Annotated in this window: 33 protein-coding genes and 3 pseudogenes; 19 read left to right on the top strand and 17 right to left on the bottom strand. The window is 63.6% G+C overall.

Annotated elements, in window-relative coordinates:
- Positions 1 to 59 precede the first annotated feature (59 nt).
- The 4 genes from IVB27_RS16275 to recA all read right to left on the bottom strand — a co-directional run bounded on the left by IVB27_RS16275 (position 60) and on the right by recA (position 4,277).
- On the bottom strand, positions 60 to 974 hold the full coding sequence (locus IVB27_RS16275) for a hypothetical protein (RefSeq protein ID WP_247444446.1): 915 nt from the start codon (positions 972 to 974) through the stop codon (positions 60 to 62).
- A gap of 114 nt (positions 975 to 1,088) precedes the next feature.
- The gene (locus tag IVB27_RS16270) at positions 1,089 to 2,087 is read right to left on the bottom strand and encodes a hypothetical protein (protein ID WP_247444445.1); all 999 of its coding nucleotides are present in this window, start codon (positions 2,085 to 2,087) and stop codon (positions 1,089 to 1,091) included.
- Positions 2,088 to 2,097: 10 nt separating this feature from the next.
- A complete protein-coding gene (locus tag IVB27_RS16265; RefSeq protein ID WP_247444444.1) occupies positions 2,098 to 3,084 on the bottom strand; it encodes a hypothetical protein in 987 nt (328 codons plus the stop codon).
- A 104-nt stretch (positions 3,085 to 3,188) separates the two neighbouring features.
- The gene (recA, locus tag IVB27_RS16260; protein WP_247351873.1) at positions 3,189 to 4,277 is read right to left on the bottom strand and encodes a recombinase RecA; all 1,089 of its coding nucleotides are present in this window, start codon (positions 4,275 to 4,277) and stop codon (positions 3,189 to 3,191) included.
- A 255-nt stretch (positions 4,278 to 4,532) separates the two neighbouring features.
- Here recA and IVB27_RS16255 point away from each other — a divergent pair, with 255 nt between their 5' ends.
- Positions 4,533 to 4,697 carry a hypothetical protein gene (locus IVB27_RS16255; protein ID WP_247444443.1) on the top strand — a complete coding sequence of 55 codons (165 nt, stop codon included), beginning with the start codon at positions 4,533 to 4,535 and terminating at the stop codon, positions 4,695 to 4,697.
- Between the two features lie 813 nt (positions 4,698 to 5,510).
- On the opposite strand, the gene IVB27_RS16250 is transcribed toward IVB27_RS16255, so the two are convergent.
- Positions 5,511 to 5,819, bottom strand: coding sequence for a DUF2798 domain-containing protein (locus IVB27_RS16250; protein ID WP_247444442.1), 309 nt, complete (start codon positions 5,817 to 5,819; stop codon positions 5,511 to 5,513).
- A 247-nt stretch (positions 5,820 to 6,066) separates the two neighbouring features.
- Between IVB27_RS16250 and IVB27_RS16245 the strand changes: the two genes are divergently transcribed.
- A complete protein-coding gene (locus IVB27_RS16245) occupies positions 6,067 to 6,300 on the top strand; it encodes a DUF6894 family protein (RefSeq protein ID WP_247351877.1) in 234 nt (77 codons plus the stop codon).
- An 8-nt stretch (positions 6,301 to 6,308) separates the two neighbouring features.
- On the opposite strand, the gene IVB27_RS16240 is transcribed toward IVB27_RS16245, so the two are convergent.
- Together IVB27_RS16240 and IVB27_RS16235 are read right to left on the bottom strand one after the other, a co-directional pair.
- The gene (locus IVB27_RS16240; RefSeq protein ID WP_247444441.1) at positions 6,309 to 6,563 is read right to left on the bottom strand and encodes a hypothetical protein; all 255 of its coding nucleotides are present in this window, start codon (positions 6,561 to 6,563) and stop codon (positions 6,309 to 6,311) included.
- Positions 6,564 to 6,664: 101 nt separating this feature from the next.
- A complete protein-coding gene (locus IVB27_RS16235) occupies positions 6,665 to 6,976 on the bottom strand; it encodes a hypothetical protein (protein ID WP_247444440.1) in 312 nt (103 codons plus the stop codon).
- Between the two features lie 360 nt (positions 6,977 to 7,336).
- Here IVB27_RS16235 and IVB27_RS16230 point away from each other — a divergent pair, with 360 nt between their 5' ends.
- Positions 7,337 to 7,801, top strand: a complete 465-nt coding sequence (locus IVB27_RS16230; RefSeq protein WP_247351884.1) for a PaaI family thioesterase — start codon at positions 7,337 to 7,339, stop codon at positions 7,799 to 7,801.
- 111 nt (positions 7,802 to 7,912) lie between these two features.
- Here the strand turns inward: IVB27_RS16230 and IVB27_RS16225 are convergent, their stop codons facing one another.
- Positions 7,913 to 8,206 carry an HdeA/HdeB family chaperone gene (locus IVB27_RS16225; RefSeq protein ID WP_247444439.1) on the bottom strand — a complete coding sequence of 98 codons (294 nt, stop codon included), beginning with the start codon at positions 8,204 to 8,206 and terminating at the stop codon, positions 7,913 to 7,915.
- A 180-nt stretch (positions 8,207 to 8,386) separates the two neighbouring features.
- Between IVB27_RS16225 and IVB27_RS16220 the strand changes: the two genes are divergently transcribed.
- Entirely contained in the window at positions 8,387 to 8,629 is a 243-nt protein-coding gene (locus IVB27_RS16220; protein WP_247351886.1) for a PilZ domain-containing protein, read from the top strand.
- Between the two features lie 46 nt (positions 8,630 to 8,675).
- Here the strand turns inward: IVB27_RS16220 and IVB27_RS16215 are convergent, their stop codons facing one another.
- Positions 8,676 to 10,724: a pyrroloquinoline quinone-dependent dehydrogenase gene (locus IVB27_RS16215; RefSeq protein ID WP_247444438.1), complete on the bottom strand. Its 2,049-nt coding sequence runs from the start codon at positions 10,722 to 10,724 to the stop codon at positions 8,676 to 8,678.
- A complete protein-coding gene (locus tag IVB27_RS16210) occupies positions 10,725 to 10,958 on the bottom strand; it encodes a hypothetical protein (protein ID WP_247351890.1) in 234 nt (77 codons plus the stop codon).
- A gap of 162 nt (positions 10,959 to 11,120) precedes the next feature.
- Between IVB27_RS16210 and IVB27_RS16205 the strand changes: the two genes are divergently transcribed.
- Positions 11,121 to 11,525: a hypothetical protein gene (locus tag IVB27_RS16205; RefSeq protein ID WP_247444437.1), complete on the top strand. Its 405-nt coding sequence runs from the start codon at positions 11,121 to 11,123 to the stop codon at positions 11,523 to 11,525.
- 114 nt (positions 11,526 to 11,639) lie between these two features.
- Positions 11,640 to 11,969, top strand: coding sequence for a hypothetical protein (locus IVB27_RS16200; protein ID WP_247444436.1), 330 nt, complete (start codon positions 11,640 to 11,642; stop codon positions 11,967 to 11,969).
- 71 nt (positions 11,970 to 12,040) lie between these two features.
- On the opposite strand, the gene IVB27_RS16195 is transcribed toward IVB27_RS16200, so the two are convergent.
- Together IVB27_RS16195 and IVB27_RS16190 are read right to left on the bottom strand one after the other, a co-directional pair.
- On the bottom strand, positions 12,041 to 12,508 hold the full coding sequence (locus IVB27_RS16195; protein ID WP_247444435.1) for a DUF6691 family protein: 468 nt from the start codon (positions 12,506 to 12,508) through the stop codon (positions 12,041 to 12,043).
- A 5-nt stretch (positions 12,509 to 12,513) separates the two neighbouring features.
- Positions 12,514 to 12,942, bottom strand: coding sequence for a YeeE/YedE family protein (locus tag IVB27_RS16190; protein ID WP_247444434.1), 429 nt, complete (start codon positions 12,940 to 12,942; stop codon positions 12,514 to 12,516).
- Between the two features lie 171 nt (positions 12,943 to 13,113).
- Here IVB27_RS16190 and IVB27_RS16185 point away from each other — a divergent pair, with 171 nt between their 5' ends.
- The gene (locus IVB27_RS16185) at positions 13,114 to 14,283 is read left to right on the top strand and encodes a GNAT family N-acetyltransferase (protein ID WP_247444433.1); all 1,170 of its coding nucleotides are present in this window, start codon (positions 13,114 to 13,116) and stop codon (positions 14,281 to 14,283) included.
- A gap of 7 nt (positions 14,284 to 14,290) precedes the next feature.
- Here IVB27_RS16185 and IVB27_RS16180 read toward each other — a convergent pair whose 3' ends face one another.
- Both IVB27_RS16180 and IVB27_RS16175 read right to left on the bottom strand, forming a co-directional pair.
- Positions 14,291 to 14,956 carry a DsbA family oxidoreductase gene (locus IVB27_RS16180; RefSeq protein ID WP_247444432.1) on the bottom strand — a complete coding sequence of 222 codons (666 nt, stop codon included), beginning with the start codon at positions 14,954 to 14,956 and terminating at the stop codon, positions 14,291 to 14,293.
- A gap of 84 nt (positions 14,957 to 15,040) precedes the next feature.
- Positions 15,041 to 15,862 carry a helix-turn-helix domain-containing protein gene (locus IVB27_RS16175; protein ID WP_247444431.1) on the bottom strand — a complete coding sequence of 274 codons (822 nt, stop codon included), beginning with the start codon at positions 15,860 to 15,862 and terminating at the stop codon, positions 15,041 to 15,043.
- Between the two features lie 101 nt (positions 15,863 to 15,963).
- Between IVB27_RS16175 and IVB27_RS16170 the strand changes: the two genes are divergently transcribed.
- Together IVB27_RS16170 and IVB27_RS16165 are read left to right on the top strand one after the other, a co-directional pair.
- Positions 15,964 to 16,194: a hypothetical protein gene (locus IVB27_RS16170; RefSeq protein WP_247444430.1), complete on the top strand. Its 231-nt coding sequence runs from the start codon at positions 15,964 to 15,966 to the stop codon at positions 16,192 to 16,194.
- 37 nt (positions 16,195 to 16,231) lie between these two features.
- A complete protein-coding gene (locus IVB27_RS16165) occupies positions 16,232 to 16,630 on the top strand; it encodes a hypothetical protein (protein ID WP_247351908.1) in 399 nt (132 codons plus the stop codon).
- Positions 16,631 to 16,792: 162 nt separating this feature from the next.
- Here the strand turns inward: IVB27_RS16165 and IVB27_RS16160 are convergent, their stop codons facing one another.
- Entirely contained in the window at positions 16,793 to 17,353 is a 561-nt protein-coding gene (locus IVB27_RS16160; RefSeq protein WP_247352186.1) for an SET domain-containing protein, read from the bottom strand.
- Positions 17,354 to 17,517: 164 nt separating this feature from the next.
- Here IVB27_RS16160 and IVB27_RS16155 point away from each other — a divergent pair.
- Positions 17,518 to 18,085, top strand: a pseudogene (locus tag IVB27_RS16155) (hypothetical protein).
- A gap of 29 nt (positions 18,086 to 18,114) precedes the next feature.
- Here IVB27_RS16155 and IVB27_RS16150 read toward each other — a convergent pair.
- On the bottom strand, positions 18,115 to 18,849 hold the full coding sequence (locus IVB27_RS16150; protein ID WP_247444429.1) for a TetR/AcrR family transcriptional regulator: 735 nt from the start codon (positions 18,847 to 18,849) through the stop codon (positions 18,115 to 18,117).
- A gap of 106 nt (positions 18,850 to 18,955) precedes the next feature.
- Here IVB27_RS16150 and IVB27_RS16145 point away from each other — a divergent pair, with 106 nt between their 5' ends.
- From IVB27_RS16145 to IVB27_RS16120, 6 genes and pseudogenes are all read left to right on the top strand, one after another.
- Positions 18,956 to 20,353: a carotenoid oxygenase family protein gene (locus tag IVB27_RS16145; RefSeq protein ID WP_247444428.1), complete on the top strand. Its 1,398-nt coding sequence runs from the start codon at positions 18,956 to 18,958 to the stop codon at positions 20,351 to 20,353.
- Positions 20,354 to 20,393: 40 nt separating this feature from the next.
- Positions 20,394 to 20,657 (top strand): hypothetical protein, encoded by a 264-nt coding sequence (locus IVB27_RS16140; protein WP_247444427.1) that lies wholly within the window; start codon positions 20,394 to 20,396, stop codon positions 20,655 to 20,657.
- 77 nt (positions 20,658 to 20,734) lie between these two features.
- Positions 20,735 to 21,306, top strand: a pseudogene (locus IVB27_RS16135) (hypothetical protein).
- A 12-nt stretch (positions 21,307 to 21,318) separates the two neighbouring features.
- On the top strand, positions 21,319 to 21,873 hold the full coding sequence (locus tag IVB27_RS16130; RefSeq protein WP_247444426.1) for an inner membrane-spanning protein YciB: 555 nt from the start codon (positions 21,319 to 21,321) through the stop codon (positions 21,871 to 21,873).
- A gap of 104 nt (positions 21,874 to 21,977) precedes the next feature.
- Positions 21,978 to 22,274, top strand: a complete 297-nt coding sequence (locus IVB27_RS16125; RefSeq protein WP_247351923.1) for a hypothetical protein — start codon at positions 21,978 to 21,980, stop codon at positions 22,272 to 22,274.
- A gap of 117 nt (positions 22,275 to 22,391) precedes the next feature.
- Positions 22,392 to 22,514 (top strand): annotated as a pseudogene (locus IVB27_RS16120) (SH3 domain-containing protein); the annotation flags it as partial.
- Between the two features lie 126 nt (positions 22,515 to 22,640).
- On the opposite strand, the gene IVB27_RS16115 reads toward IVB27_RS16120, so the two are convergent.
- Positions 22,641 to 24,296 carry a fumarate hydratase gene (locus tag IVB27_RS16115; RefSeq protein WP_247444424.1) on the bottom strand — a complete coding sequence of 552 codons (1,656 nt, stop codon included), beginning with the start codon at positions 24,294 to 24,296 and terminating at the stop codon, positions 22,641 to 22,643.
- Positions 24,297 to 24,544: 248 nt separating this feature from the next.
- Here IVB27_RS16115 and IVB27_RS16110 point away from each other — a divergent pair, with 248 nt between their 5' ends.
- The 3 genes from IVB27_RS16110 (at position 24,545) to IVB27_RS16100 (ending at position 26,189) form a co-directional block, all read left to right on the top strand.
- Positions 24,545 to 25,018 carry a hypothetical protein gene (locus IVB27_RS16110; RefSeq protein WP_247444423.1) on the top strand — a complete coding sequence of 158 codons (474 nt, stop codon included), beginning with the start codon at positions 24,545 to 24,547 and terminating at the stop codon, positions 25,016 to 25,018.
- 206 nt (positions 25,019 to 25,224) lie between these two features.
- The gene (locus IVB27_RS16105; RefSeq protein ID WP_247351930.1) at positions 25,225 to 25,398 is read left to right on the top strand and encodes a hypothetical protein; all 174 of its coding nucleotides are present in this window, start codon (positions 25,225 to 25,227) and stop codon (positions 25,396 to 25,398) included.
- A gap of 116 nt (positions 25,399 to 25,514) precedes the next feature.
- Positions 25,515 to 26,189 (top strand): methyltransferase family protein, encoded by a 675-nt coding sequence (locus IVB27_RS16100; RefSeq protein ID WP_247444422.1) that lies wholly within the window; start codon positions 25,515 to 25,517, stop codon positions 26,187 to 26,189.
- Positions 26,190 to 26,387 lie beyond the last annotated feature (198 nt).

Genomic DNA, 26,387 nt, shown 5'->3' with positions numbered 1-26,387 from the left:
TTCCGCGGCGACAAAGATGGTGGATTACGCCTTCGGCTAATCCACCCTACGGCAATGATTTACGGCGCAATCAGCAATCGGGTTTCGCGATCCCACCGCCAGAGCCGTTCGTTGGTCAATTCAGTCCCGCCCCACCAACGCTTGATCGGGTTGTGGCGCCACAAGTCATCTTCTCGGGCGACAAGGGAACGTCCGAGTTCAGTTAGCGTGACCCTCCACTCGCTCCTGCCGAAGTAGCGATCCTCATTGTCGAACGCCGGATCGCCCAACAGAACGGGCGGCGCCGAATGTTCCGCCAATGCGATCAAGGCATCGCTCGCCTCACCCTCTTCGAACACATCGCGATACCACCTCGCTTCGGAGATGTATTTTGGGTCGGTGTGCCCTTCATTCACACAGCCCAGCATATCCATCTCGCTGGCACCGAGCCCCGTCACCTTGTCCGGAAGCTCTTCAAGCAGCGCAATGAGCGCCGATCGAAGTCTCGGAAAGATCATCAGATCCGTCATCAGCAGATCGAAACAGGATTTTGGCGTTTCAGCCCGATAGGCGCGCCAGGCGCGGCTTGCCATCACCAAATGATCGTCGGCGACCTCGAAGGCCGGCAACTTCCATTTTGCGACGGACTCCGCAGCATAGTCCGCAACACTGTCATCCGTGTGCACCAGGCTCAGCTTCGTCGTGATCTCCTTGTAAGGGCGAAGCAGGTCGAGCAACCAGACAAGCACGAGCTGATCGTTGGGCTGAGGATCGATCCACACTTCGATCGAGTCGAACTTCGCACAGAGCTCTAAGAAACCGATATCGCGCGTGCCGAAACCTTCCAGCCAGTCTCGACAAACCTCGTCGAGCCAGTGATCGCCTGGATTGCAGTGCTTTGCCGACCGCCGCTCCAGCCCCATCAAAAGCTGCTCTGCGGAGGGCAATTGGCCGAAGACGAAGCGCATGCAGAAGCCGAGCGCGATATTCGCCAATTTGGTCTGCCGAAGCGTAGCTGCCGCAAGATGGTTCGTGGTCAGAATCAAATGTGACACAGTGGCCTCGCGATTAACAAGCAATACCAAAACACCTCGAGCAGCACGCACGCATCAGACAGGAGAAAGCAATGCCCGGCTGTCGCGATCCCAACGCCAGAGCCGATCGCTGGTCAGGTGGGTGCCGCCCCACCAGCGACTGATCGGGTTATGGCGGCAGAAATCCTCTTCTCCCGCCAGCACCGCTTTCCCGAGGTCAGTGAGCGACAAGCGGGATTGCTTGTACCGCGCGTGACGGGAGGGATCGACATGCATGTCCAGCGAGAACGGTCCCTCCTCCAACCCCGATATGGCCGGCACCGGACAACGTGCGAGACCATCAAGCAGCGTGCCGACCTCCCAGTAATCGAAAACGCGCCGCTCGTTGCGCTTCTGATCACCCGGAAAAACTTCAAACGGCTGTACCTCGCCCGGTGCGATTAACTCTAGAATCCGCGTTTCCGTAGCTCCAAGACCAGTTGTGACGCTCGGAAGCTCTTCCAGCAGGCCAATTGCGGACTGCTCCAGCTGCGGAAGCAGGCTTAGATCCGTTTTGAGGAGGTCGACCCAAGCCCGCGGCGTCGGGGAACGATAAGCCCGCCATGCACGGCCGGCCAGTTCAACGTGACCTTGCGAAGGATTAATAGTCCGCGGATTTTGCTCCGCAAGTCGCTCCGGATCAACATCACCAGCGGCAACGTCCAGCTGACGTATCACGAATCTGGAAACCGCCACTCTCTCGCCGCCACAATGGTCGAGGAGCCAGAGCAGAAGCAATTGTGCGTTTGGGTTTGGCTCTATCCACAGTTCGGCCGATTCGCATTCGAACAACAGCTCGATCAATCCCCGCCCCTTCACTCCCGGCTTATCGAGGCGCCAAGCCGGCGTGTCATCCAGCCAATGAAGGCCGGGTAGCTGTGTCGTATGCGGAGCAAAGAACGCTTCAAGCTCTGCGCCGGATGGCGGCGCACCCCAGACAAATCGACGATTGATCGCGAGCACGAGATCGCCCAGGCTGGCCTGTTCGAGGGCGCCGGCAGCGGAAGAGTCTGTTGTCAGAACAAGCCGCGTCATGCTCGGGGCCTCAAGGCTTGGTTAAAACAGAGCCGTAACGCCACAGCCGGTCGTTGGTCAGCCGCGTGCCGCCCCACCAGCGGTCGATCGGATTGTGGCGACTGAAATCTTCCTTGCCTGCAAGAACTGCCTCGCCAAACTCCGTCAGCGACAACCGGCTGCGTAGATATGCGGCGTGCCGATCTCTGTGATTCTCGCGATCGATCGTGCGCAGCTCGTCGTCCAATCCGGCCACTGCAGGACTGGGGCCAAGCGCTAGCCCGTCGAGCAACCGGCCTAACTCAGTCTCTCCAAACACGAACGTCCGCCGGAGCGAACGCAGGTGAAACAACGCATTCGTGTTTGCAAACCCTCCGGCAAGCATCTCCAAGAATCGCATCTCGGTCGCACCGAGTCCCGTCGAAGGCGACGGGAGTTCTGCCAAGAGATCGAGCAAGGCCGGGCGCAGCATCAACAACGCACTGAGATCTTGATGAACGAGATCGACGCAAGCCTCAGGGGTCGCTGCGCGGTAGGCTGACCACGCCAACTTGGCAGTCTCGAACTCTCGGGCCGTGATACGCGCGACATGAATGTGCGGCTCGGACGCGGCGAGATCCTCACCGCTTTCTATCATCAGATCGGATGCCACAAGTCGAAGTCTAAGCTTTCGCGTTAGCGCTGAGCAGGAGCTGAGGTAGTCCAGCAAGCAGACGAGCTGCAATTGATCCCTGGGAGCTGGATCGAACCAAAGTTCGATCACGTCATATCGCTCGCAGAAGTCCGCAAGGGGCAAGTCTTTGCGATCCTTGATGCCCTTGGGCCACCGGATGCCCCAATCAGACCAATGATCACCTGGCCCGAGATTCGCCGAACGCGCCGCGAAATAGGCTGCGAGCTTCCCGGGCGAGGGAAGCGGTCCCCACTCAAAGTGAAACGAAGATGAAATGACAAGCTCCGCTAACCCCGATCGTGCGAGCGCGCTTCCGGACGAACTGGTCAAGATCAGACGCTTCATCGCACCACCTAATCAATGCAACGCAAAACGAAACGGGCACTGACGACGTCGGCAACTCAACGTCTTCAGCGCCCGCTCCTCGCGAAAAACTCTAGGCTTGACGCTTACTCGTCCGCCGGCTCGTCGCCGTCGGCATCACGCTCGGGGCTGCCGGCGAGAATCTGCTCGGCGATCAGGCCGGAGTTCTGGCGGATCGAGGTTTCGATCTTGGCGGTGATATCGGGGTTGGCCTTCAAGAACGCTTTCGAATTCTCGCGGCCCTGGCCAAGACGCTGGCTGTCATAGGAGAACCATGCGCCGGATTTTTCGACGATGCCGGCCTTGACGCCGAGATCGAGGATCTCGCCCATCTTGGAGACGCCTTCGCCATACATGATGTCGAACTCGACCTGCTTGAAAGGCGGCGCCAGCTTGTTCTTCACCACCTTGACCCGCGTGGTGTTGCCGACCACCTCGTCACGCTCCTTGATCGCGCCGATGCGGCGAATGTCCAAACGGATGGAGGCGTAGAACTTCAGCGCGTTGCCGCCGGTGGTGGTTTCCGGCGAACCGTACATCACGCCGATCTTCATCCGTATCTGGTTGATGAAAATGACCATGGTGTTGGACTTGTTGATGGACGCGGTCAGCTTGCGCAGGGCCTGGCTCATCAGGCGGGCCTGCAGACCCGGCAACGCATCGCCCATCTCGCCCTCGAGCTCGGCTTTCGGTACCAGCGCCGCAACCGAATCGATCACCAGCACATCGACCGCGCCCGAGCGCACCAGCGTGTCGCAGATTTCCAGCGCCTGCTCGCCGGTGTCCGGCTGGGAGATTAGGAGTTCGTCGATGTTGACGCCGAGCTTGCGCGCATAGACCGGGTCAAGCGCGTGTTCGGCGTCGATGAAGGCGCAGATGCCGCCCTTCTTCTGCCCTTCCGCCACCGTGTGCAGCGCCAGCGTTGTCTTGCCCGAGGATTCCGGCCCGTAGATTTCCACGACGCGCCCCTTCGGCAAACCGCCGATCCCGAGCGCAATATCAAGCCCCAGCGAGCCCGAGGAGATCGCCTCGACATCCATCGAGCGGTCGTTCTTGCCGAGCTTCATCACCGAGCCCTTGCCGAACTGCCGCTCGATCTGGGAGAGCGCGGCGGCCAGAGCTTTACTCTTGTCCATGGAAGATCCTTCGACGATACGCAGGGCAGTGGTGGACATTGGGTCGTGCTCCTTATGGCGAGGATTCGCTAGAGGGACAAACGGCTGGCGGGGACGGCGCGGCGATAAAACAACGTACCCTATTTGTTCTAGGTTCGCAATATGTTCTTTTGCAGATTTGGGGTGCTGGCTGACGCACATCAAAGACCGATGACCTGGACGCCGTCAGAATTCCGTAATCCTGCGGCACCGAACCTTTTTGCCGTCTGCGGCCTTCTTCCGGGACACGGGACCGCAACTCCGGGGATCTCAGTCATGACGGACACGCACCACGATACGACCAGGCGCAATCGCCTGCTGGAGGCCGCGCGGCAAGAGATGATCAAGTTCGAGCGCAAGGAAAACGAGTTTCGCAAGAAGGATCGCGAAGAGCGGGCCGCCGAGCTCCGTTTGCCGCTGGACGCGATCAGGGTTCATTAATCCGCACAGGACGGGCTTCGGCGCTGACGAAAGGACACGCTGCCGGACGCGGCAGGCGGTGGCGGTGCCCGCCGCCCGGTCCGCGCCGGAGACAATGCCCGCCGGGAGCGGCCGCCTGTTCATCGCAAGGGACCGACACGGGAATCGAGATTCGCATATCCCGGTGGCGAGTCCGGGCACGATGTGGTATCGCGATACTACCGGTAAGTCATTGATGGAACGCGAACATTTTCCAGAGAGCTACTGTGCATGGGGTTGTTTTCGCGTTTTTTGAAAGGCGCGCATGCGTCTTCCACCACTGGAGCGCAATTTGGATCGGGCCGGCCGCCGTCTCACGGCATGCCTGCACCACCCCTACAGCAGAACCAGCAACCCGATGCCGATCACCAGCACCACGAAGCCAGCCGCCGTCGCGGCGGCGAATGACCGCTCTACGTTGTCCATGATGCCACCCCGTTGCCGGCGCGCCACGTTTCCCCCATGGCAGCACCGTCGGTGCGAAATCTCGCCCGCCGTTGTGTCCTGAGTTGTGCGAACGGATGTCGAAATTGGGACGGGTGCGGGGCCAGTCTGCGGCCTCGACTTTCGCAGCCACTGTCAGGCGCGCGCAAGCCTGCTCTCCTGGTCTGGTCGTGTCCGGTTGACCGACACCGGGCCTCCATACCCAGACGACGACCCCGCTCTCCCCGAGCGGGGTTTTCTGTTTGCGGGCACGAGCGAACGCAGCGGGCCGGATCCGATTCGCGTCATTGTCAGGCTGTCGTAAGCTGAGCCGGCTAGGCTCATCTGGCTATGGTGTTGCAGCCCAGCACCTCAGCCTCCAATAACCTCCTGCCCCGCTTGGCTCTCCCCAAGCGGGGTTTTTTCATGCCGGCCGGCCGGTTTGCGAGCCCCCTCTTCCCGCGTCAGCCGCAGCGAGAAGGCGCGGATCGCCGGCGCTGCGAGCAGCACGATCGGCAGCATTGCGACCCATGCGATCAGCCACGACACGATCCAGTGCGTGAGGAAGACCATCGCGGTCCCTGCGGGAAAGCTGGCAATCCCCGCCGCGATCAGCGAGGTCAGGCCGGACTGGATGACACCGAAGACGAAATGAGAGTAGCGGCGAGGAATGCCGAGCATGACGCGCCCATGTTGTTTGGCCGTTATCAGGCCAAGCAAGCCACATGCCGTCGCAGCGCCCCTGCGGGGCCCAGGAACTTTGTTCATGGTCGGAGAACCACGGGCACGGCGCCCCGGATGTATTCCGTAGCCGCCCGGAATTGATCTCAGGATGGTTTGGGATTGGAGTGCGCGCGCCCATGACCTTGAGGGATGGCCTTGAGGGATGGCCTTCCCTGGGGGATGTCACGCGCGATCGGTGCCAACCATGCCGCTCTACTTCTTCCGAATCCGGAACGGCCGCTATTCCGGCTGTGCCGACCAGGCGTCGGAATTTGCCGATCGCGATTTGGCCTGGAAGGAGATGACCAGCGTCTGCGCCGACATGGCCGCCGGCATCGCCCGCAAGCTCCAGGAAAATTCCGAATGGCACATGGAGCTGCTGGACGAGGCCAAGGAGCCCGTGTTCCGGATCCGCATCACATCCGAAACCTTCGAATAGGGCTGGCCCTAATCCGCGCTGGGCAGCCGCCGCATCGTGAATTCGATGTCGCCGCCGGGCAGCTCGCGCCAGTTCTCGACCGCGCTCATATAGCCGGCCTTGGGGTAGCGGGCGAAGAAAGCCTGCGCCCTCTCCCGCGCCGCCGCGCGCGGCAGCGTGAAGGTCTCGCGCAGATAGCCGTCGCCGGCCGTCGGGCCGGGGTTGCCGCCCAGCTTGCGCCGGCGCGCCATCCGCTCGGCGAGATCCCGCGGACGATCGGCCATGTCCTGCCTCCTCGCAATACGCTCTCACGAGATGTAGGAAGCAGGCCGGTCGAACAGGAGTCCCGGCCGGAGGCGTCAGCCGCCTCCGATCGGTCAGACGGTCAATTGGCAGTCGTGCCGGATTTCTTCTTCGGCGCACCGGTTGCGGCCGAGGCCTTTGGCGCCGCCGGCTGCTTCGGCGGATCGGAGCGCATGCCACCCCATGGATCGTTGGACGCCTTGGAGTCCGGAATCTTCTTCAGCGTTTCCTTGTAGGCCTTGTCACGCTCGGCTTCCGCGGCCTTCTCCTCGGGGGTCTTGCTCGGCCCTTCCTGCAGCAAATTGAGATTGGGCATTTGCGCATAGGCCGGTCCCGCCAGCACGGCCGGTACCGCCAGGACAGCCAGCACCGCGGCCATACGGAAAAGCTTCATCATCGACTCCTTGATCATCCATGGCGGCGCGGATCGCCCGCGCCTTGTCGCCCTTGTCGCAGCCCGCCGGGACCGCTCGGCCCTAGAGCCGGTCCGATTTGCACGATTTCGGCGCCTGTAGCCAGTCGTCCCAGATCGGCCCGCACTTGGTGCACCCGTTCAGCGCGAGGCCGAGCGCGACCAGACCAAACACGAGGACATACCGACGCAACATCATCCACCCATACCCACTCCGGGCCATCATATCGGGCGAAGTCAGGCATTTTCAAGCCGACAGGACCCGCGGCTGACCGGGTGACTTTGCCGCGCCGATCCGCTCACATGGCCGAAATATCCGGCAACACGGAGGGAACGACAGCAATGCCATCGCAGCCAGAAGCCGAGTTCGGCATCACCGACGCCAGACGCATCCTCGGCGAGGTCTTTGCGCCCTGGGTCCAGGATCTCAACCTGTCGGTCGAGAGCATCGAGCACGTGCCGCCGCCGGACATGCCGGACTGGCAGCCGGCAGCGCTCCTGCGCATGCCGTTCTCGGAACGGCTGTGCCGCAACGGCGGCGTGGTCTGCGGCCAGGCGCTGATGGCGCTCGCCGACACGGCGATGGTGATCGCGAACCTCGCCGCCAACCGCGGCTATCGTCCGATGACGACGGTCGACCAGACCACGCATTTCATGCGCGCCGTCTCCTCGTCGGACGTGCTGGCCGACGCCCGCGTGGTGCGACTCGGACGCACCATGAGCTTTGGCCGCGTCACGCTGCTCTCGGCCACCGACAACAAGCCGGTGGCGATGGTGTCGAGCGCGTTCGCGATGCTGCCGGGGTGAGCATCAGTCGAAAAGAAGAAGCCGCGTGAGCGCAAGGCGCACCGCGGCTTTCGATGGAGTTATGCCGCGAGGCGAAACGCGATCGCGCGTCGCGCCGTCGCACACGAGAAGTTACTTGCCGAGCACCTCGTCGGCCGCAGTGACGATGCTGACGTTCGGATTTTTTCCGCAATATGTGCCGAACTGCTTGGCGTTCTCGACGAACACGTCGGTGTCGATGATCGCGTTCTCTTCGTCGCCCTTGTACCAGCCGTCCATCCAGGTCAGCACCATCTTGATGGTGTCGTCGCCGCTCTCGAGGAACTGCTTGCAGCTCATGGTCGCAAGATCGAGCTTGGTGGCGTGCGCGGGCATCGACGACAGCGAGAGCGCCGCGGCGAACAGAAGCGAAAGCGTGGTCTTCATCAATATCTCCATCGGCGCGTAACGCCATAAAGGAAAGGCTTGTGGGGAAAGTCGGCGGAGTGACCTCCGCTTCGACGTCGTAAACGAAGTCTGAAGCGCAGTGCAAGTAGCGCCAGTATTGAGTTTATTTCAACGTAATTTCTACTCGCTATTTTACAAACGTCATTATGGATTAACGCGATGATCGAGAAACGTGCAGCGCAGCGCTACCGTGTTTTCAAGGGGGGAACGATCACCTTTGAAAACAACGGCATCGCGTGCACGGTGCGAAACATGTCGGCGAACGGCGCCGCGATCGACCTCGACGCCGCCGTCACATTACCGCAATCGTTCACGCTCGCGATCGCGCGCGACAATGTCGTGCGGAATTGCCGCACCGTCTGGCGTAGCGACAGGCGCATCGGCCTCGCTTTCGTACAGTAGTGCATATGATGTGAATGAACGTTCGCATCGCGCGCGCGATGCTGGGTCATGTTCGCGCGATACGACGCCGGCGCCGCCAGCGCAGGCTTGCAACCACGAGCGCGACGATCGCGAGCGCGACCGCCGATGATGCCGCAAAAAATCGTCCACCGGGACGATCGATGGTACGCGACCATAGCGACGGCCCCTCGCCCGGCCGTGCCAGGCGAAAGGAAACGACGCTGTCGCCGATCGAGGTGCCTGCCTCGGAGTGGCCGCCGGCGCCGATGGCGACATACTGCTCGCCCTTCCAGAGATAGGTCATGGGATTGGCGACGCCGGGCACCGGCAGCCGGCCTTGCCACAGTTCGCTTCCGCTTCGTGCATCGAAGGCGCGCAAATAGGCGTCCATCGCGCCGGTGAAGACGAGCCCGCCTGCGGTAACCGCGAGCCCGTTGAGGAGCGGAGCGCCCCAGGGGAGCGGCACGCCGAGCGGCGCCAGATCCTCGGTTGTGCCGACGGTCGAACGCCAGAGGATCTTGCCAGCCTTCAGATCGACCGCAACCATTTCGCCCCAGGGCGGCTTGTTACAAAGAAACCCGAGCGGCGATGTCACCATCGCCCGCGACATCGCAAACGGCGCGCCATTCTGCTGGCCAAAATCGTGGCCGGGCGGCGGATTGAATCCGGCAGCCTCCGCGCGCGGAATCAGCTTGATCAGATGAACGGCGCGACTGGTGTTGGCATAGAGGATCTGGTTGACGGGATCGAAGGCCGCACTGCCCCAGTTCACGCCGCCGCCGGTGAAGGGGTATTCCAGCGTGCCTTGCGTTGAAGGAGGTGTGAACAGCCCCTCGTTGCGCGCTTCCGCGAACTGGCGTTCGCAAGAAGACCGGCGCAAGCCGGGCAAGAATGAGAGCGCATCATCTGCCGAGATCGTCTGCGACGTCAGCGCCGGCACATGTGTCGGGAATGGCTGCGTGGGCGACAGCCGTTCACCTTCCGCGGCCCCCTGCGGAACGCTGCGCTCCTCGACCGGCCACACCGGCTTGCCGGTATCGCGATCGAGCACGAAGACAAAGCCCTGCTTGGTCGGCTGGATCACGACATCGCGCTGACCTTCTCCAGTGTCGATGCGCGTGAGCGTCGGCTGCGCCGGCAGATCGTAATCCCAGACGTCGTGGTGCACGGTCTGGAATGCCCATACGAGCTCGCCGGTCTCGATGCGCAGCGCGACCACCGAATTGGCATGCTCGTTGTTGCCCGGCCGCTTGCCGCCCCAGAAATCCGGCGATGGAGAGGATGTCGGCAGGAACACCAACCCGCGCGTGGCGTCGACCGACATCGGCGCCCAGACATTGGCGTGACCGGCTTCGATACCGTCGCGCTTCAGCGGCTCGAATGTCCACCGCATTTGACCGGTGCGCGCGTCGAACGCGCGCACGACGCCACTTGGCGCGTCGACGCGGCGGTTGTCGCCGATCGCGGATCCGATCACGACGACACCGCGGCCGACCGCCGGCGGCGAGGTGATCTGGAATTCGCCGGGCCATTCCAGCTTCGTGCCGATATCGGGCCTGACCTCACCGCCCTTGCCGAAGCCGGCGCAGGGGATTCCCGTCTTCGCATCGAGCGCGATCAGGCGGACATCGTTCGTGCCCATGAAGATGCGCGATCGACATGCGGCATCTACAGGCGCCTCATCGTCGACCCAGTAGGTGACGCCGCGGCATACGTAGCGATTGGCGGGACGCTGGTTGATCGCGATCTTCGGATCGTAGCGCCATTTCTGCGCGCCCGTGCCGGGATCGAGCGCAATCACCTCGTTGAAAGGCGAGCAGAAGACCAGGCTGTCCTCGACGAACAGCGGCGTCGCCTGGAATTTGGTTCGCCGCATCACCCCGGGCGGCCGCGCCGCGAGATCGCCCGTGTGGAATTCGAAGGCCCGAACCAGGTTGCCGACATTGTCGGGCGTGATCTCTCGCAATGGCGAGAAGCGCGAGCCGCCGGGATCGCCACCCCAGCTCTCCCAGGCGATGCCTGGCCGCGACGAAAACAGGAGGAGCGTGATGAGAGCGGCCAAATAGCAGGGGCGGGTCGCCAACGCCCGCCTCATTTATTTCGGCTTCTTGGCAGGTTCAGGCGGACGCGCCCCGCTCCACGGATCATACTTCTCCTTGGACTCGGGAATGCGTTCGAGCGCGGCCTTGTAGGCCTTCTCGTCGACCTTTGGCTTGTTGTCCGCCTTCTGGCCGCCCTCGTTAGGCTGGCGTCTGCCGCCACCCATCTGCGCTTGCGCCGAGACAACCGTCAGCGCCAGCACCGCGGCCGCTATGACCAAAATCCTCATTGGCTCCCCATCGTCTGGGCACAAACTAGCCTGCAATCCCGGAATAGCAAATACCGCGGGTTCCAGGCCCTCAGGAATCCTGCCTTCAGGAAATCTTGATCGGCCGGGACTTCGTCGGATCGCATTCGTGCCTATCTGTTGGCCCGCAGGGGACCTTCACGGATGTTGCGGATTATTGCTCAAGCAGCGCTGCTGGCCGGCGTGCTCGCGCTCGGTGCGTGCGGCTTTGCCGATAGCCGCGCACCGGTGCCGGAGTTCATGCGCATCAAAGAAGCCGAGCAGGCGCCGCCCGAATCGCCCCCCGACGTCAAGCGCGTCGTGCGCGAGCAGATCGAATTCGTTTTCCTCAGCACGTCCAATCCCCGCGAGGTGCATGTCGCCACGCCCCATCGTGAGGTGAGGGGACCGGGCTGGACAGCCTGCGTCCGCGCCCAGCTGACCTCCGCGACCGGCTCGGCGCTCGGCGCCCAGACCTACATCGTGACCATCACCGGCGGAAAAGTGGTCGATCGCCGGCGCGCCGAAGCGGACGACATCTGCGGGTCGGAAAGCTACCAGCCGATCTAGGAACAAATCACGCCGACACGCGATCCGGTTCCGGGAAAAACCAGCATGACGGCCGGGAACGATCACCGCCTCCCCTTCTTGTTACCGCCGAGGGCAGTTTCTGAGGAGGACACGATGAGGACATTCACGATTGCACTGCTGGCCGGCGTCGGGGCCCTGGCCACAGCGAGCGGCGCGAAGGCCGCCGACATCTATACGACCAGCGAATACACCAGCCCCGATCTCGTTCAGCAGGTCCGGCTCGTCTGCGATGATTCCGGCAATTGCTATCGCAGCCGTGGCGGTGAGCGCGTGATCGTGCGCGATTCCTATAACACCATGCCGCGCGAGCGCTATTACGAGCGCCGCAGCCATCGCGACTGGGACGATGGTCCGCGCGGCGGCGTCGGCATTCGCACACCCGGCGTCAGCGTGGGCGTCGGTGTCGGCGGGGACCGCTGGTAGTCAATAAGATTGAAATGGGCAGGACCGGACGAGACAACTCGCCCGGTCCTGTTCCATGTCAGGTTTCGAGCTCAGGTTTCGAGCGGATCGGTCGGCGCGACGATGCGCGTTGACGACGTGAGCTGCGCGATGAAGCGGGCGAGCACCATGCCGGCGCACATCGCAACGACGAAGATGAACGCGAAGGCCGAACCGAATCCAAGCGCGGTCAAAGCCGGCCCTGGACAAAAGCCACCAAGGCCCCAGCCGATTCCGAATATGGCGGGACCGGCGATAATCTTGGGGTCGATGTCTCTTCGCGTCGGAATGTAGAAGCGGTCGGCGAAGACAGGCCGCGCGAGCTTCAAGACGCGGCTGAAGCCGACGAAGGTCACCGCGACCGCGCCGGCCATCACGAAAGCGAGGCTCGCATCCCAGGTCCCTCTCGGGATCCCGCCGACGTCCAGAAAGTTCAGCACCTTTGCCGGGTTCGACATGCCGGAGACGATGAGGCCGAGGCCGAAGATCAGGCCGATCGCGAATTGAACGAGAATGGCCATCGCGATCAGCTCCAGTGCCGCATCGCGAAAACCGTCGCCACGCCGGTCGCCATGAAGGTGATGGTCGCGACCAGCGAGCGCACCGATAGCCGCGACAGGCCGCAGACGCCATGGCCGGACGTGCAGCCGCTGCCCCACACCGCGCCGAAGCCGGTGAGCAATCCGGCGACAATTAGAAGCGGCGTTGCCGCCGCGATCGTTTGCGCCGGCAGGCTTCCCGTGACTAGGCGCACCAGGATGGGCGCGATGACGAGGCCAGCGACGAAGGCGAGCCGGCCGGCGAATTGCCGATCCTCGTAAGGCGGAAACAGCCGCGCCACGATTCCGCTGACTCCGGCGATCCGACCCGCCGTCCACATCAGGAGCACGGCGGCGAGACCGATCAATGCGCCACCAAGGAGCGACGCAATCGGCGTGAAAGGTGTGGCAACCATGATGATCCTCCGGGTCGAGAGTAATTCTGGCGTATCCATCGGGGCGTCCGGCCGCTGAGCGCCCTCATGCTCAATGAGACGTTAATATTACCACTCGAATTGAAGCGGCGTCCCAACTGTATTTTCCAATCTTTGCGCTAAACATGGCCTCCTGAACGGGGACGACGGGACGTGGTCGATATTGCGCACCAGGCTGCGATCAATCCGGCATCGGCAAAGCATGCCGCGGCGTCGCACGCGCGCGTCCCTCTTACGGCGATCGAACCCGGCCAATGGCGCGCGCTCGCGCAGCGCGCGATCGAACCGAATGGATATTATTTGCCGGGCTGGGAGCTCGCCGTGAGCGCATCCGCGCACGGCCGCACGGATGCCTCGGCGCTTCCCGCTTTCGACGGAGCCTCGGCCCGGCTGATCGGGCTGATGCCGGTGACCTCGCTCTGGCGCGCGTGGAATATCCCCCTGCCTGCGCTGGTGAGCGCGCATCCCTATGGGACGCTGTGCAGCCCTCTGATCGACCGCGACGCTCCGATGGAAGCCGCCACGCGTCTGTTGCAGCGGGCGCGCGAAGCCGGAGCGCATGCGCTCGTGCTCAACGACGTCGCGCTCGACGGGGCGGCGATGACCACCCTCAATCAGGTCCTGCATCGCGACGGCCTGCAGCCGAAAATCCTCAGCTCCTACATCCGCGCCAGCCTCGATGCGACGCAGGATGGCGAGACGCTGTTGCGCGAGGCGCTCGGCGCCAGAAAGCTCAAGGAGCTGCGCCGCCAGCGCCATCGTCTCGAAGAGCATGGCGCCGTCGCGTTCGACGTCGCACGGCGGCCCGACGAGATCGGACCTGCGCTCGAAACGTTCCTGCAGCTCGAGGCCAGCGGCTGGAAAGGCAAGCGCGGCACCGCGCTGATCCAGCATGCGGGCGATGCGACCTTCATCCGCCGTGCCGTAGCGGCGCTGGCAGAGACCGCGCAGTGCGAGATTGTGACCTTGCGCGCCGGTACGATACCGGTGGCCGCCGGCATCGTGCTGCGTCATCAGGACCGCGCCTTCTTCTTCAAGCTCGGCATCGACGAACGCTTTGCAAAATATTCGCCAGGCGTGCAGCTCACTCTCGAGCTCACCCGCCACCTCTGCGCCGATCCCGCCATCGCCAGCGCGGATTCGACCGCGAGCGCTGACCACCCCATGATCAACCCGATCTGGCGCGGGCGCTTCGCAATCGGCGATGTGCTGATCCCGCTGCGGCGGAACGATCCGATCGTGGCGCTTGTTCATGGAGCGCTGATCGGCCTCAACGTCGCGCACGAGACCGCGCGACGCGCGGTCCGCCTGCTCCGCAAATAAGAGAAAGCTACTCCGCCGCCTGGGCGTTGATCTCCGCCGAGACCTCACGGACGGCACGCGCGAGCATGTTGGGATCCTGTGCGCCGGAGACGGCGTATTTCTGCGCAAACACATAGGTCGGCACGCCGGAGATGCCCTTCTCGGCGGCTTCCTGTGCGTCCGCCGAAACGCGCGCGACGTCCTCGTCGGTGGCAAGGCGCTTGCGCACGTCGTCGGCGTCGAGGCCGACATCGGCAGCCGCCTGCACCAGCACGCTCACATCGGTGAGGTCGCCGCCGTCGCGGAAATACAGCTCCATCAGGCGCTGCTTCATTTCGGGTGCCTTGCCGATCGTCTCGGCCCAGAGGATCAGGCGGTGGCAGTCGGTCGTGTTGGGCTGACGCGCGACAAGCTCGGGCTTGTAAGTGAGGCCCTCTTCGCTTGCGGCCGCGACCACACGGCCGGCAATGCCCTTATAAGCCTCGACCGAGCCGAACTTCTGGGTGAGATAGGCCTCGCGGCTGATGCCTTCGCGCGGCACCCAGGGATTGAGAAAGAAGGGGCGGAATTGCAGCTTGACCGGAACGTCGGGCACCAGCGCCAGCGCGCTCTCGATCCGGTGCTTGCCGATATAGCACCAGGGGCACACCACGTCGGAGACGACGTCGATCTGGAGCGGCTTTAACGTGCTCATATCAGGGCCTCCTTCGGGCACTTCGCGGGTTCGCCCCAAGATAAGCCGAACCCGCCCCGAGGCAAGGGTGCTAGGTCATGGGTGCTAGGTCATGGCTGCCGCCATCTGCTTCAGCCGTTCGGCTGTGCGCTCGTCGGCCGGAAAGAACGTCTCCAGCGCCAGCTCCGACAGCGTGATGTCGACGGGCGTGCCGAACACCATGGTGGTGGAGAAGAAACTTAGTATCTCTCCGTCATGGCGCAGCTTGAAGGGGATCGCGACATTGTCGCTCGACAGCGGCACCGCGCGCGCCGGGATCGGATAGCTCTTCAGGTCGTTGTGGAGCCTGATCAGCTCGGGATCGGCGGTTGCCTCGCATTGCCGGTGCAGCCGCTCCAAAAGATGCCCGCACCATTCCGCGAGGTTGACCGTGCGCGGCGCCAGTGCCTCGGGATGCAAAGCGAGCCGCAGCACGTTCAAGGGCCGGCCTAGCAGCCGCTCCGGGATGCCGGCGAGCAGCGGCGCCAGCATGCGGTTGGCGGAGACCAGATTCCAGTGCCTGTCATAAGCCAGCGCCGGGTTGGGTTCATGCGCTTTGAGGACGAGGTCGATCGCCTGGCGGGCTGATTTCAAGGCGGGATCCTCCAGCGGACGCTGCGGAAAGGCCGGGGCATAGCCGGCCGCGACCAGCAGCACGTTGCGTTCGCGCAAGGGCACGTCGAGGCGTTCGGCGAGCCTCAGCACCATGTCACGCGAGGGTGCGGCGCGGCCGGTCTCGACGAAACTCAAATGCCGCGCCGAGATCTCGGCCTCGCCTGCGAGATCGAGCTGGCTCATGCGGCGGCGCTGCCGCCATTCGCGCAGATGGTCGCCGATATGGACTGGCTGGTTGCGTTCGGCCTGTGCTGTGGATGCATGTGCGTTCATGGTCGAAAACCTAGCACGCGGATTTCGGCTCTTCCATTACGTCGGAGGTAATCGAATTGGGCCACGGGCCGGCGCATCTTCGGTCGCAACAGGAGACGATCATGATCGCACTGCTGCTCTACCGGACCGTCGCAGACCACCTTGTTCCCTGGGCCATGGCGTTCGCAACCGGGATGCTGGCGCGCAGCCTCAACATGCCCGAGCCGCTGGTGCATTCGACCGGCGACTATGTCGTCGCGCAGGTCACAGCCTTCGAGCACAGCGTCGGCAGGACGCTCTGCCCGTTCCGTCTCGCCCGCCTGCTCCGCGCCTGGTGGCGCGGATTGCACTGAGTTTCACCTCCAGCCCAACCCAACCATGGAGACCACGATGATCGACGCATCCAGCTTCCTCCGCCGCGCGCTTCTTGCCGACGCAATCTTCAGCGGCGTCTCCGCTCTCGGTCTCACTTTCGGCGCCGGCGCGTTCGCGTCGCTGTTCAACCTGCCCGAAGCGCTGCTGCGCGAGACCGGCCTGTTCCTGATCGCCTATGCCGCGCTCGTCGGCTGGCTTGCCTCGCGCGCCTCTGTGGCGAAGCCGCTCGTGCTGCTGGTCGTGGTCGGCAACGCGGCCTGGACGGTCGGCAGCATCGCGTTGCTGTTCTCAGGCGCGGTATCGCCGAACCTTGCCGGCGAGCTCATGGTCGTGGCGCAGGCGATTGCGACCGGCGTGTTTGCCGAGCTGCAGTATGTGGGATTGCGCAAGAGCGGCAGCGTGGTGGCGGCGTAGGGCTTATCGCTGCCAGTCGTCGCCCGGTTTAACCGGGCGACGCATTCTTCCAGAGACAGTATTCCAGAGACAGTGGACGTATGCGGATAAGCCGCGGCGTCCAGGATGCCTCGGTCAAGCCAGGGCATCCAGGACGGCGGGAGGCAGCTGCGCAAGTGCAGGCTACGCCCGCGCGCGGCCGTTCTTCTTGCCAACCGCGTGGCCGTTGAGCTTCTTCTTTTTGGGGGCCTTCGCCCCCGCCTTCTGCGCTTTACGTTCCGCGCGCGCCTTCACCTTGGCGCGCTCGACCCGCGCTTCCGCGCGAAGCTTCTTGCGCTTCTTCTCGCATGAGGCGCATTTGCAGCCGATCGGCTTCAGATAGGCTTTGAAATAGTCGGTGCCGTAGTCATAGTTGATCTCGTCGCCCGGCTCGATGTTCTTGATGGCGCGGATGAAGACCTTGCGCTCGCGCGGCCGGACGTCGGATTCGGCGTTGGGCCGGCACGAATGGTTGATGTAGCGCGCGAGGTTCTTGCGCACCGAGCCGTCGATGGTCCAGCGGCCGTTGAGCTCGAACAGGTATTTGTTCTCGATGTCGTCCTGCTCGGGAATCCGCGAGTCCAGGATCGGTCCGTAATAACGGATGATCCGGGTGCCCTTCTTGATCGGCTGAGTGGCGAAGAGGCCGAGCCCGGTTTTCGAGCGGCCGACACGATAGGATTTTTGCGAGGAGATGGCTGTCATGATCAGGAGAAAGAGGACCGCGAACGAGGCCCGATGCCTCAAGCGAAGCCGCCCTTCTAGAACGATTCCGCGCCGCTGTCAGGTGTCTGTCGACGCTGTTTGAACCTTGCCCACAATCAAGACGTCTGATGGTACGGAGTTCCCGCTCGATCAAAGGCGTTGTCATGAACCACATCACCACCGCAGGCAAGGCCGTGTTGCTGTTGTGCACCGGTCTCGACTGCGCCGCAGCCCAATCCATGGGCAGCGCCTACACCTCGACGGCACCGAAGGATTGCCGTCGAATCGGCAAGCCCGGCGAGCTCGACGGCAGCACCACGCGGGTCTGCAAGAGCAAGGTTGGTCTCGTGGTCCTGATCGCCGAGGACGATCTTCGCGAAATCGTCTCCGGCAAAAGTCTGGTTCGGCCCGTTCAACTCGTCCGAAACCACCGTCGAGTGGCGCACAGCGGCCGCAAAACCGTTTGCGATCATTCAGCGCTGGCACATCGCCGATGGCACCGACCCCGACAAGCAGGGGCGGCCGAACACCAAGGCCATGCTCGTCGTGACCCGGCTGCCGCCGGGACCGGTCTGCCACGTCGCCTATATCGACGCGATCGCCAACCCGAACAGCAATGAGCTCGCCCGCAAGGCCGCAGACGATTTTGCCCGCAGTTTTCGCTGCGGCAAGGACGAGGTGAAGATCATCGGCGGCCGCGGCCGCGCCGTGGAGCTGGCGACGATGCGCTAGGCGTTCGCCTGGCATCATGTCCCAATTGATCAGGGACCCGGCGGCTTCCCGGTTATGGGTGCCATCAGCATCGCCTCGAGCAGGCGTTCGGCCGTCGTCCCCTCGGGCAGCCGTCCCAGGATGTCCGAAAGACGTCCGTCGAGCAGCAGCGTGGTAAAACCGTGCACCATCGACCAGGCGCGTGCGATCGCGGCGCCCTGATTGAGCGTCAGCGCATCGCCGCTGATCTGCTCCTGCCGCATCATGCCGACGGCATTGGCGAGCCCCGCGAAAGAAGCTTCGGCCGCCTCGTGCAGCGACGGCCTGGAATAGTCGAGGCGCTCGGTGCGGAACATGATGCCGTACATGCCGGGATGAGCCTGGGCATAGGCGACATAGGCTTTCGGCCGCGCCAGCGCGCGCGCGAGCGGCGTGGTAGCGGCGTCACAGGATGACGCCATCGCCGCATTGAACTGGCGGAAGCCGACCGCCGCGAGCTCACTGAGAAGTCCCGTGAGGTCGCCGAAATGATGGGTGGGCGCGGCATGCGAGACGCCCGCCTCGCGCGCCACCGCGCGCAATGTCAGGCCGGCGAGCCCCTCGCGCTCCAGCACCCGTTCGGCGGCCCGGAGCAGCGCCTCGCGCAGCGCGCCGTGGTGATATGGCGTCTCGGTCTTGACGCTCGCCGGCCGTCGCGGGGAACGCGGCGTAGTCGCTGCCGACGATGTCTTTCGCGACGTGCGCGCGCGCCGCGGGGATTCGGTCCTGGTATCGCTCTTGCCCATCAGCAAGCTATAAGACGCAATATTGACAGTGTAAAGATTTCACTTGACTGCCGTGACGATCGGAACTATCTCATCTTTACGATGTAAAGATACGGAGGGATAGACCGTGCAGCAGGACGCCGTTGCCGAACGCCGCCACAACCTCGCGCCGATTCCATTCGAGGCCGACGCACCGTTCCTCAAGATCATCGGCGAATTGCCGCGCGAATTGAACGGCACGCTCTATCGCAACGGCCCCAATCCCCAGTTCGATGCGCCCGGCGCGCACTGGTTCGTCGGCGACGGCATGCTGCACGCCTTTCACCTCGATAACGGCCGCGCCAGCTATTGCAACCGCTGGGTCCGCACGTCGAAATGGCTGGCCGAGCACGATGCCGGCCGCGCATTGTTCGGCGGGTTCGGCCGCAAGCTGCCGGATGCGCCAGCAAACCTCACCGACGGCGGCGTCGCGAATACCAACATCGTCTTCCATGCCGGCAAGCTGCTGGCGCTGGAAGAAGCGCACCTGCCGACCGAGATCGAGCCGGGCACGCTCGCAACGCGCGGCTATCACAATTATCAGGGCCGCGTCGCCGGCAGTTTTACAGCCCATCCCAAGGTCGATCCCGTCACCGGCGAGTTGGTGTTCTTCGGCTACAACGCCGCGGGACCGCTGACGCCTGCCCTTTCCTACGGGTCGATCGACGCGTCCGGCAAGGCGACGCGCTTCGAACGGTTCGAAGCGCCTTATGCCAGCATGGTGCACGACTTCATCGTCACCGCGAACCATGTGTTGTTTCCGATCCTGCCCGTCACCGGCAGCATGGAGCGCGCGATGAGCGGGCGGCCGCCCTATGCCTGGGAGCCGGACAAGGGCGCCTATGTCGGCGTGGTCAAGCGCAAGGGCAGCGCGAAGGACATCGTCTGGTTTCGCGCTGAAGCCTGCTACGTCTTCCACGTCATGAATGCGTGGGAGGACGGCGACCGCATCATCGCGGACGTCATGCAGTTCGAGGAAGCACCGCTATTTACCCATCCCGACGGCACACCCACCGATCCCAAGAAATCGTTTGCCCGGCACTGCCGCTGGACCTTCGATCTCTCGGGGAATACCGACCGCTTCCAGCAGACCTATCTCGACGACCTCACCGGCGAATTCCCGCGCATCGACGACCGCCGCGCCGGACTGATGAACCGTCACGGCTGGTACGCCTGCGCCAATCCGCGGCTGCCTATGTTCGGCGCGCTGTCCGGCATCGTTCATGTCGACGGCAACGGAAAGCGCCTCGGCCATTATCTGCTGCCGGCCGGCGACACCATTTCCGAACCGGTGTTCGTCGAGCGATCGACGGATGCAGCGGAAGGCGACGGCTGGCTGCTCGCAGTGGTCTGGCGTGCGCGAGAGAACCGCAGCGACCTCGCCGTGTTCAATGCCACCGATGTCGAGGCCGGCCCCGTCGCACTGGTGCAGCTCGGCCACCGCGTGCCCGATGGCTTTCACGGCAATTGGGTCGGCGCGCAGTAGCTATCCCTCGTCATCGCGGATGTCACCGTAGAGGTCTCTGATGCACATGCCCTCGATCACTGCGGACTGTCTCGTCGTCATCGTCCTGATCTGCGCCGCGCTCTCACTCCAGATGATCCGGCTGAGGCGGAGCGGCCAAACCATTTTCAACGGCGGTATCTTGCTCGCCCTCGGCCTCTCGACCGCCTGCGCGCTACCCGTCCTGTCGTGCCTGCCCTGGGCGGAATTCGCTGACGAAATCACCGAGCAAGCCGTTGCCACAATTCAGTTTTTGGAAGTCGCTTACGTCATTTTGACACTGTAATGATATCGCTTGACCCTGCTTCGTCCCTGAACTACTGATCTTTACATCGTAAAGATTTGGCCTGACCGAGGCGGACCATGGCGATTTTCGTGATCCTCGCGCCCTACGGCGCCTACACCTTCCTGATGCTGACGACATCGGCCACGATCAGCGTGTTCGTGGCCGCGGCAATCTGTCTCGCCACCGTCGCGATCGATGTCGTGCGCGGCCGCTCCGTGAAGATCCTGGCCATGGGCTCGGCGCTGCTGTTTGCCGCGATCGGCCTCCACCTCGCGCTGTTCGACCCGGCGCTGGGCACGCTCGGTGTCAAGCTGTCGGTCGACATCGGCATCTTCGTCATCTCGCTCGGTTCGATGCTGGTCCGCCGTCCCTTCACGCTGCAATACGCGCTCGAGGGCGTGCCGGCCGAGATAGCGGCGATGCCCGGCTTTCTCTATGCCAATTACGTCATCACCGGTGCATGGACCGCGGCCGCGCTTTTGATGGCGGCTGCCAATCTCGTGCTGCTCTATGTCCCCGGCCTGCCGCTGTGGTCGAGCCTTGCGGTCGCCTTCGCGGCCCGCAACAGCGCGATCTATTTCACAAAGTGGTATCCGGAGTATCGATCAAGTACGGTACGCCATCCAGCGCAATGCCCCACACACGCTGAACAGGATCGACGATGAAGGACGTATTCGCCCGCCTCGCTTCCGACTTCCTCTCCGCCATCGTCTTCCTGGTCATCTACCTCATCACCGACAACATCGTCCTGGCAACGTCGGCTGCGATTGCCGGAGCAATCGCGCAGGTGATCTACGCCCGCGTCAAGGGACAGCAGCTCAACTACATGACCTATGCGAGCGTCGCGCTCGTCGTGGTGCTGGGCACGGTCACGCTGCTGACCAACGATCCCCGCTTCATGCTGGCGAAGCCCTCGATCGCGCATTTCGCGATCGGCATCATCATGCTCAAGCGCGGCTGGATGCTACGCTACATGCCGGCGATCGTCGTCGAGACCGTCCCGGAATATGTGACGGCCGCGGGCTATGCCTGGGCGGGGCTGATGTTCGTGATCGGTGCCGGCATGATCGCGGTCGCCTCCACAGGCGATCTGAAGCTGTGGGTGTTCTACATCACGGTGGTCGCAGGCGGCGCCAAGATCCTCGCCTTTGCCGTGCAGTATGTCGTGCTTCGCCTCATCGTCACCAGCCGACGACGCGCGGCCGCCCGCGCCTGAATGCCTCCAACGGAGCGTAGGCAGCTGCTGCGAGTTGCGCTATACGCTCGACCCGGGACTGGCCCGCGGATCGTCGCGGTCCGCCGGAATTTTGGGAGACCCGAATGGCCGTGGACGGCAACTGGACTCTGACCATGACGACGCCCATGGGCGAGCGCAAGGCGACGCTGAGCCTCACGGCCGCTGGCGGCACGCTCAACGGCACGCAGGGTGCGGAAGGCAATACCGCCGAGATTTTCGACGGCGCCGTCAGCGGAGATGCCGTCAACTGGAAGGTCTCGATCACCAATCCGATGCCATTGACGCTCGAGTTCATCGGAACGGTCTCCGGCGACAGCATGAGCGGCGAAATGGGCATCGGCCCGATGGGCAGCTTCCCGTTCACCGGCACGCGCGCGTAAGCCGCGCGGCAACCGTGCGCGCACTCGGCGCGCGCGGACGATGCCGAACCGGCGTGGCAGGCAAGCGCGCTCGCTATGGTGCCGGCAGGCTATGTCGCCGGCACGGCCTATCGGACCACCGACGGCGGGCCGAAGCGCAGCCTTGCTTGCAGCGGCCTCTGGGGCCTTGTCGAGAGTCAGGACGACGTCCGTGGCTGGTGGCGCGCGCAGTGCTCCAACCAGGTCACCAATTGTAGCTGAGCGAGTAAGTCTCGTGTCGCGGACGCGATGCAGCGCGAAGCGGTGCGTCGCAGAGCCTGCTGCCAAAATGGACCCCGGATCAGCAGCGCATCATTTCATGCTGCGCAGCATCCGGGGAACGCCGCCTCAGCCCAAATTCAACTCCTTGAAGAAGTCGTTGCCCTTGTCGTCGATGATGATGAACGCCGGGAAGTCGACGACTTCGATGCGCCAGATCGCTTCCATGCCGAGCTCGGGATATTCGAGCACCTCGACCTTCTTGATGCAGTGCTCGGCAAGGTTCGCCGCGGCGCCGCCGATCGAGCCGAGATAGAAGCCGCCATACTTCTTGCAGGCCTCGCGCACGGCAGGTGCCCGGTTGCCCTTGGCGACCATCACCATCGAACCGCCGGCAGCCTGGAATTGGTCGACGAAGGAATCCATGCGGCCTGCGGTGGTCGGGCCGAACGCGCCGGAGGCGTAGCCCTCGGGCGTCTTGGCGGGCCCGGCGTAATAGACCGGGTGGTTCTTGAAATAGTCCGGCAGCGGCTCGCCCTTATCCAACCGCTCGCGCAGCTTGGCATGCGCGGAATCGCGCGCGACAATCATGGTGCCGCTCATCGAGACCCGTGTCTTGGTCGGATACTTCGAGAACGTCGCCAAAATATCCTTCATCGGCTGGTTGAGGTCGATCTTGACGACCTCGCCGCCGAGCGCCTGCTCCACCTGCGGCAGATACTGCGCCGGGTTGTGCTCGAGCTCTTCGAGATAGACGCCGTCCTTCGTGATCTTGCCGAGCACCTGGCGGTCAGCGGAGCAGGACACGCCGAGCCCGATGGGCAACGAGGCGCCATGACGCGGCAGACGGATCACGCGCACGTCGTGGCAGAAATACTTGCCGCCGAACTGCGCGCCCACGCCGAGTGACTGCGTCATCTTCAGAATTTCCTGCTCCATTTCGAGATCGCGGAACGCGTTGCCGTCGGGCGAGCCGTGGGTCGGCAACGCGTCGAGATAACGGGCTGAGGCGAGCTTCACCGTCTTCATGCAGAGTTCGGCCGAGGTGCCGCCGATCACGATGGCGAGGTGATAGGGCGGGCACGCCGCAGTGCCCAGCGTCAACACTTTTTCCTTGAGGAAGGCGAGCAGCCGGTCTTTGGTCAGCACCGAGGGCGTGGCCTGGAACAGGAAGCTCTTGTTGGCGCTGCCGCCGCCCTTCGCCATGAACATGAACTTGTAGGCGTCATTGCCCTCGGCGTAGATCTCGCACTGCGCCGGCATGTTGTTGGCGGTGTTCTTCTCCTCGTACATCGAGAGCGGCGCGACCTGCGAGTAGCGCAAATTGCGGCGCAGGTAAGCATCGCGCGCGCCTTCCGAGAGCGCGGCCTCGTCGTCGCCGTCGCTGATGACGTTGCAGCCCTTCTTGCCCATGATGATCGCGGTGCCGGTGTCCTGACACATCGGCAGCACGCCGCCGGCCGCGATGTTGGCGTTCTTCAGAAAATCCAGCGCGACGAACTTGTCGTTCGGGCTCGCCTCGCCGTCCTCCAGGATCGCGCGGAGCTGCTTCAGATGCCCCGGCCGCAAATAGTGGTTGATGTCGCCAAAGGCCGCTTCGGACAGTGCCCGCAGCGCCTCACGCGACACCACCAGCATGTCTTTCCCCAGGACCTTCTCGACCCGCACGCCCTCGGCCGTGATCTTCTTGTAGGGCGTCTCGTCCCTGCCCAGCGGAAACAGCGGCGTGTGCTTGTAGGGCGGAACGGGTTTCGACGGGTCGGGGAAGGCGGTAGGAGCGTTCATGGGCTGAAATCTCGGGGTTTTGGGGCCCTCGCATGGGCCCCTTTCATAGAGGCGTTCTAAGCTTTTTTGCCGCAAAGGGAAGGCGGTCTGGTGTGGTCGGGGCATCCCGATTCGGCGGCATGGCGATCCTTTTTCGGCGGCTCTCGGGCGGACACGTGTCCCTCATGATGCCGGTGAAGACCCTGGGCGCACCCCTTGCGCTACGCCCGGGACGACGCTTGAATACGCCCCATAAGGGGCTTTTTATCATGACATTGAACTTGAACGTCCGCGGCGCGCTCCTGGTCGCCGCCGCCATCACCGGCCTTGTGACCCTCGCCTCGCCCGCACGCGCCGACCGCTGCGACGACAGCGCCAAGGAGCTGGCGAACCAGGTCGATCGCCTCAAGGTGAATTTCCGCGCCGCCAATGTCGTCTACCTGACGCACCCCGCGGCCAAGGAATTGTCTGTGGCCTGCCGTGGCGACAAATATTCGATCGAGCTCTATGCCAAAGGCGATCGCAAGCCCAAGCCGGAGTTCTTCGCGCTGGTGGGGTCGATGGCGGCGATCGTCTTCACCGTGACGAAGGACGATACGACGACGGGCGCGACACGCTGCCTGAAGCGGATGGGACTCCTGCGCGGCGACAAGATCAGCATGCGTTATCGGCGTCTCAACATGGAATGCACCCGCACCAAAACCGACGCGTCCATCACGATCACGCGCGGCAAGGACGAATAGGCGGGGCGAGCGTAGCGAAGCACATCCAAACTGTCTCCGCGGTGACAGACTGGATTGCTTCGTCGCAAGGGCTCCTCGCAATGACGAGGAGAGGTCCGAGAGCACATCCCAGCGCGCCGGATCGTTCGCATTTTAACGATTGCCTTGAAGGAAATTTCGCGCCTCGCGGTGCAAGGTCAACTGTTTCTATGTGTGAGGATTTGTGGATGAGCGTTTCTACCGTTTCGCCGCCGCCGATCGCGATCGTGGTGCCGAGCTACGACGCGACCAAGCAGCAGGACGATCAGACCAAGACCAAGGACAACGATCCGACCTATAAGCCGCCGCCGCCTGCGCCGCTGCCGCCGGGTCAGGGTACGCGGATCGATCAGCTCGCCTGATCCATCCGTTTCGCAATGAAGCGCCCGATCCGGTCGATCGGGCCTTTCGCGCGTCCGGCCGCATCTTTGCCGGATAATGGGACCAATATCGTGCGCGTCTACCCTGAGACCTGCGCATGATCGCAAAACTGCTCCTACAGAACACGATTACCACTGTTGCAATGGGCGCGTTGCTGTTCGCTTGCGCCGGGACGATGCATTGGCCTTCGGCCTGGGTGTTCCTTGCCACCTGCGCCCTGCTCGGCCCGCTCTGCGGCTGGTGGCTCTACCGGATCGACCCTGCCTTGCTCGCCGAACGTCTGCGGCCTGTCCTGCAAAAGGACCAGCCGGCCGCCGACAAGGCGTTCATGATCGCCTTCGTCGTCGTGATGCTGGTCTGGCTGGCTGCGATGGGGCTCGACCGGCGCACGCTATCCTCCGACATGCCGCTCGCGCTGCAGATGCTCGGCCTCGCACTGTTCCTGCTCTCGACGCTCTTCATCCTCTGGGTCTTCCGCGAGAACTCGTTCGCCGCGCCCGTGGTGAAGCTGCAAGCCGAGCGCGCGCAGCGCGTGATCTCGACCGGGCCTTACGCGCATGTGCGCCATCCGATGTACAGCGGCATGATCCTGTTCTTCGCCGGCGTGCCGCTGCTGCTGGGCTCGTGGTGGGGACTTCTGATGCTGCCGCTCGTCCTCGTATTGTTTGCAGCCCGCATTCGCATCGAGGAGCGCACGTTGCGCGAAGGCCTGCCGGGCTACTCCGATTATATGACGCGCGTGCGCTATCGCCTGCTGCCCGGCGCGTGGTGAGTTGCGCATCACTCTCCTGTGCGATGCACGGAAGGAAGACGCGACGATGTTCGGCAAGCCCTCCTGCCCCGACGAGCATGATCTCTCGACCATCCCCGACAACACAGCCAACCGATCTGGCCCGAAGCGTTGGCAAGCGCTCGAAAGCCACGACGTGTTCGGGCGATTGATCGCGCCCGAAACGGTCCGGAACGGGGC

Source organism: Bradyrhizobium sp. 197 (assembly GCF_023073375.1).
Lineage (GTDB): Bacteria > Pseudomonadota > Alphaproteobacteria > Rhizobiales > Xanthobacteraceae > Bradyrhizobium.
This window is presented reverse-complemented; position numbering and strand designations above follow the sequence as displayed.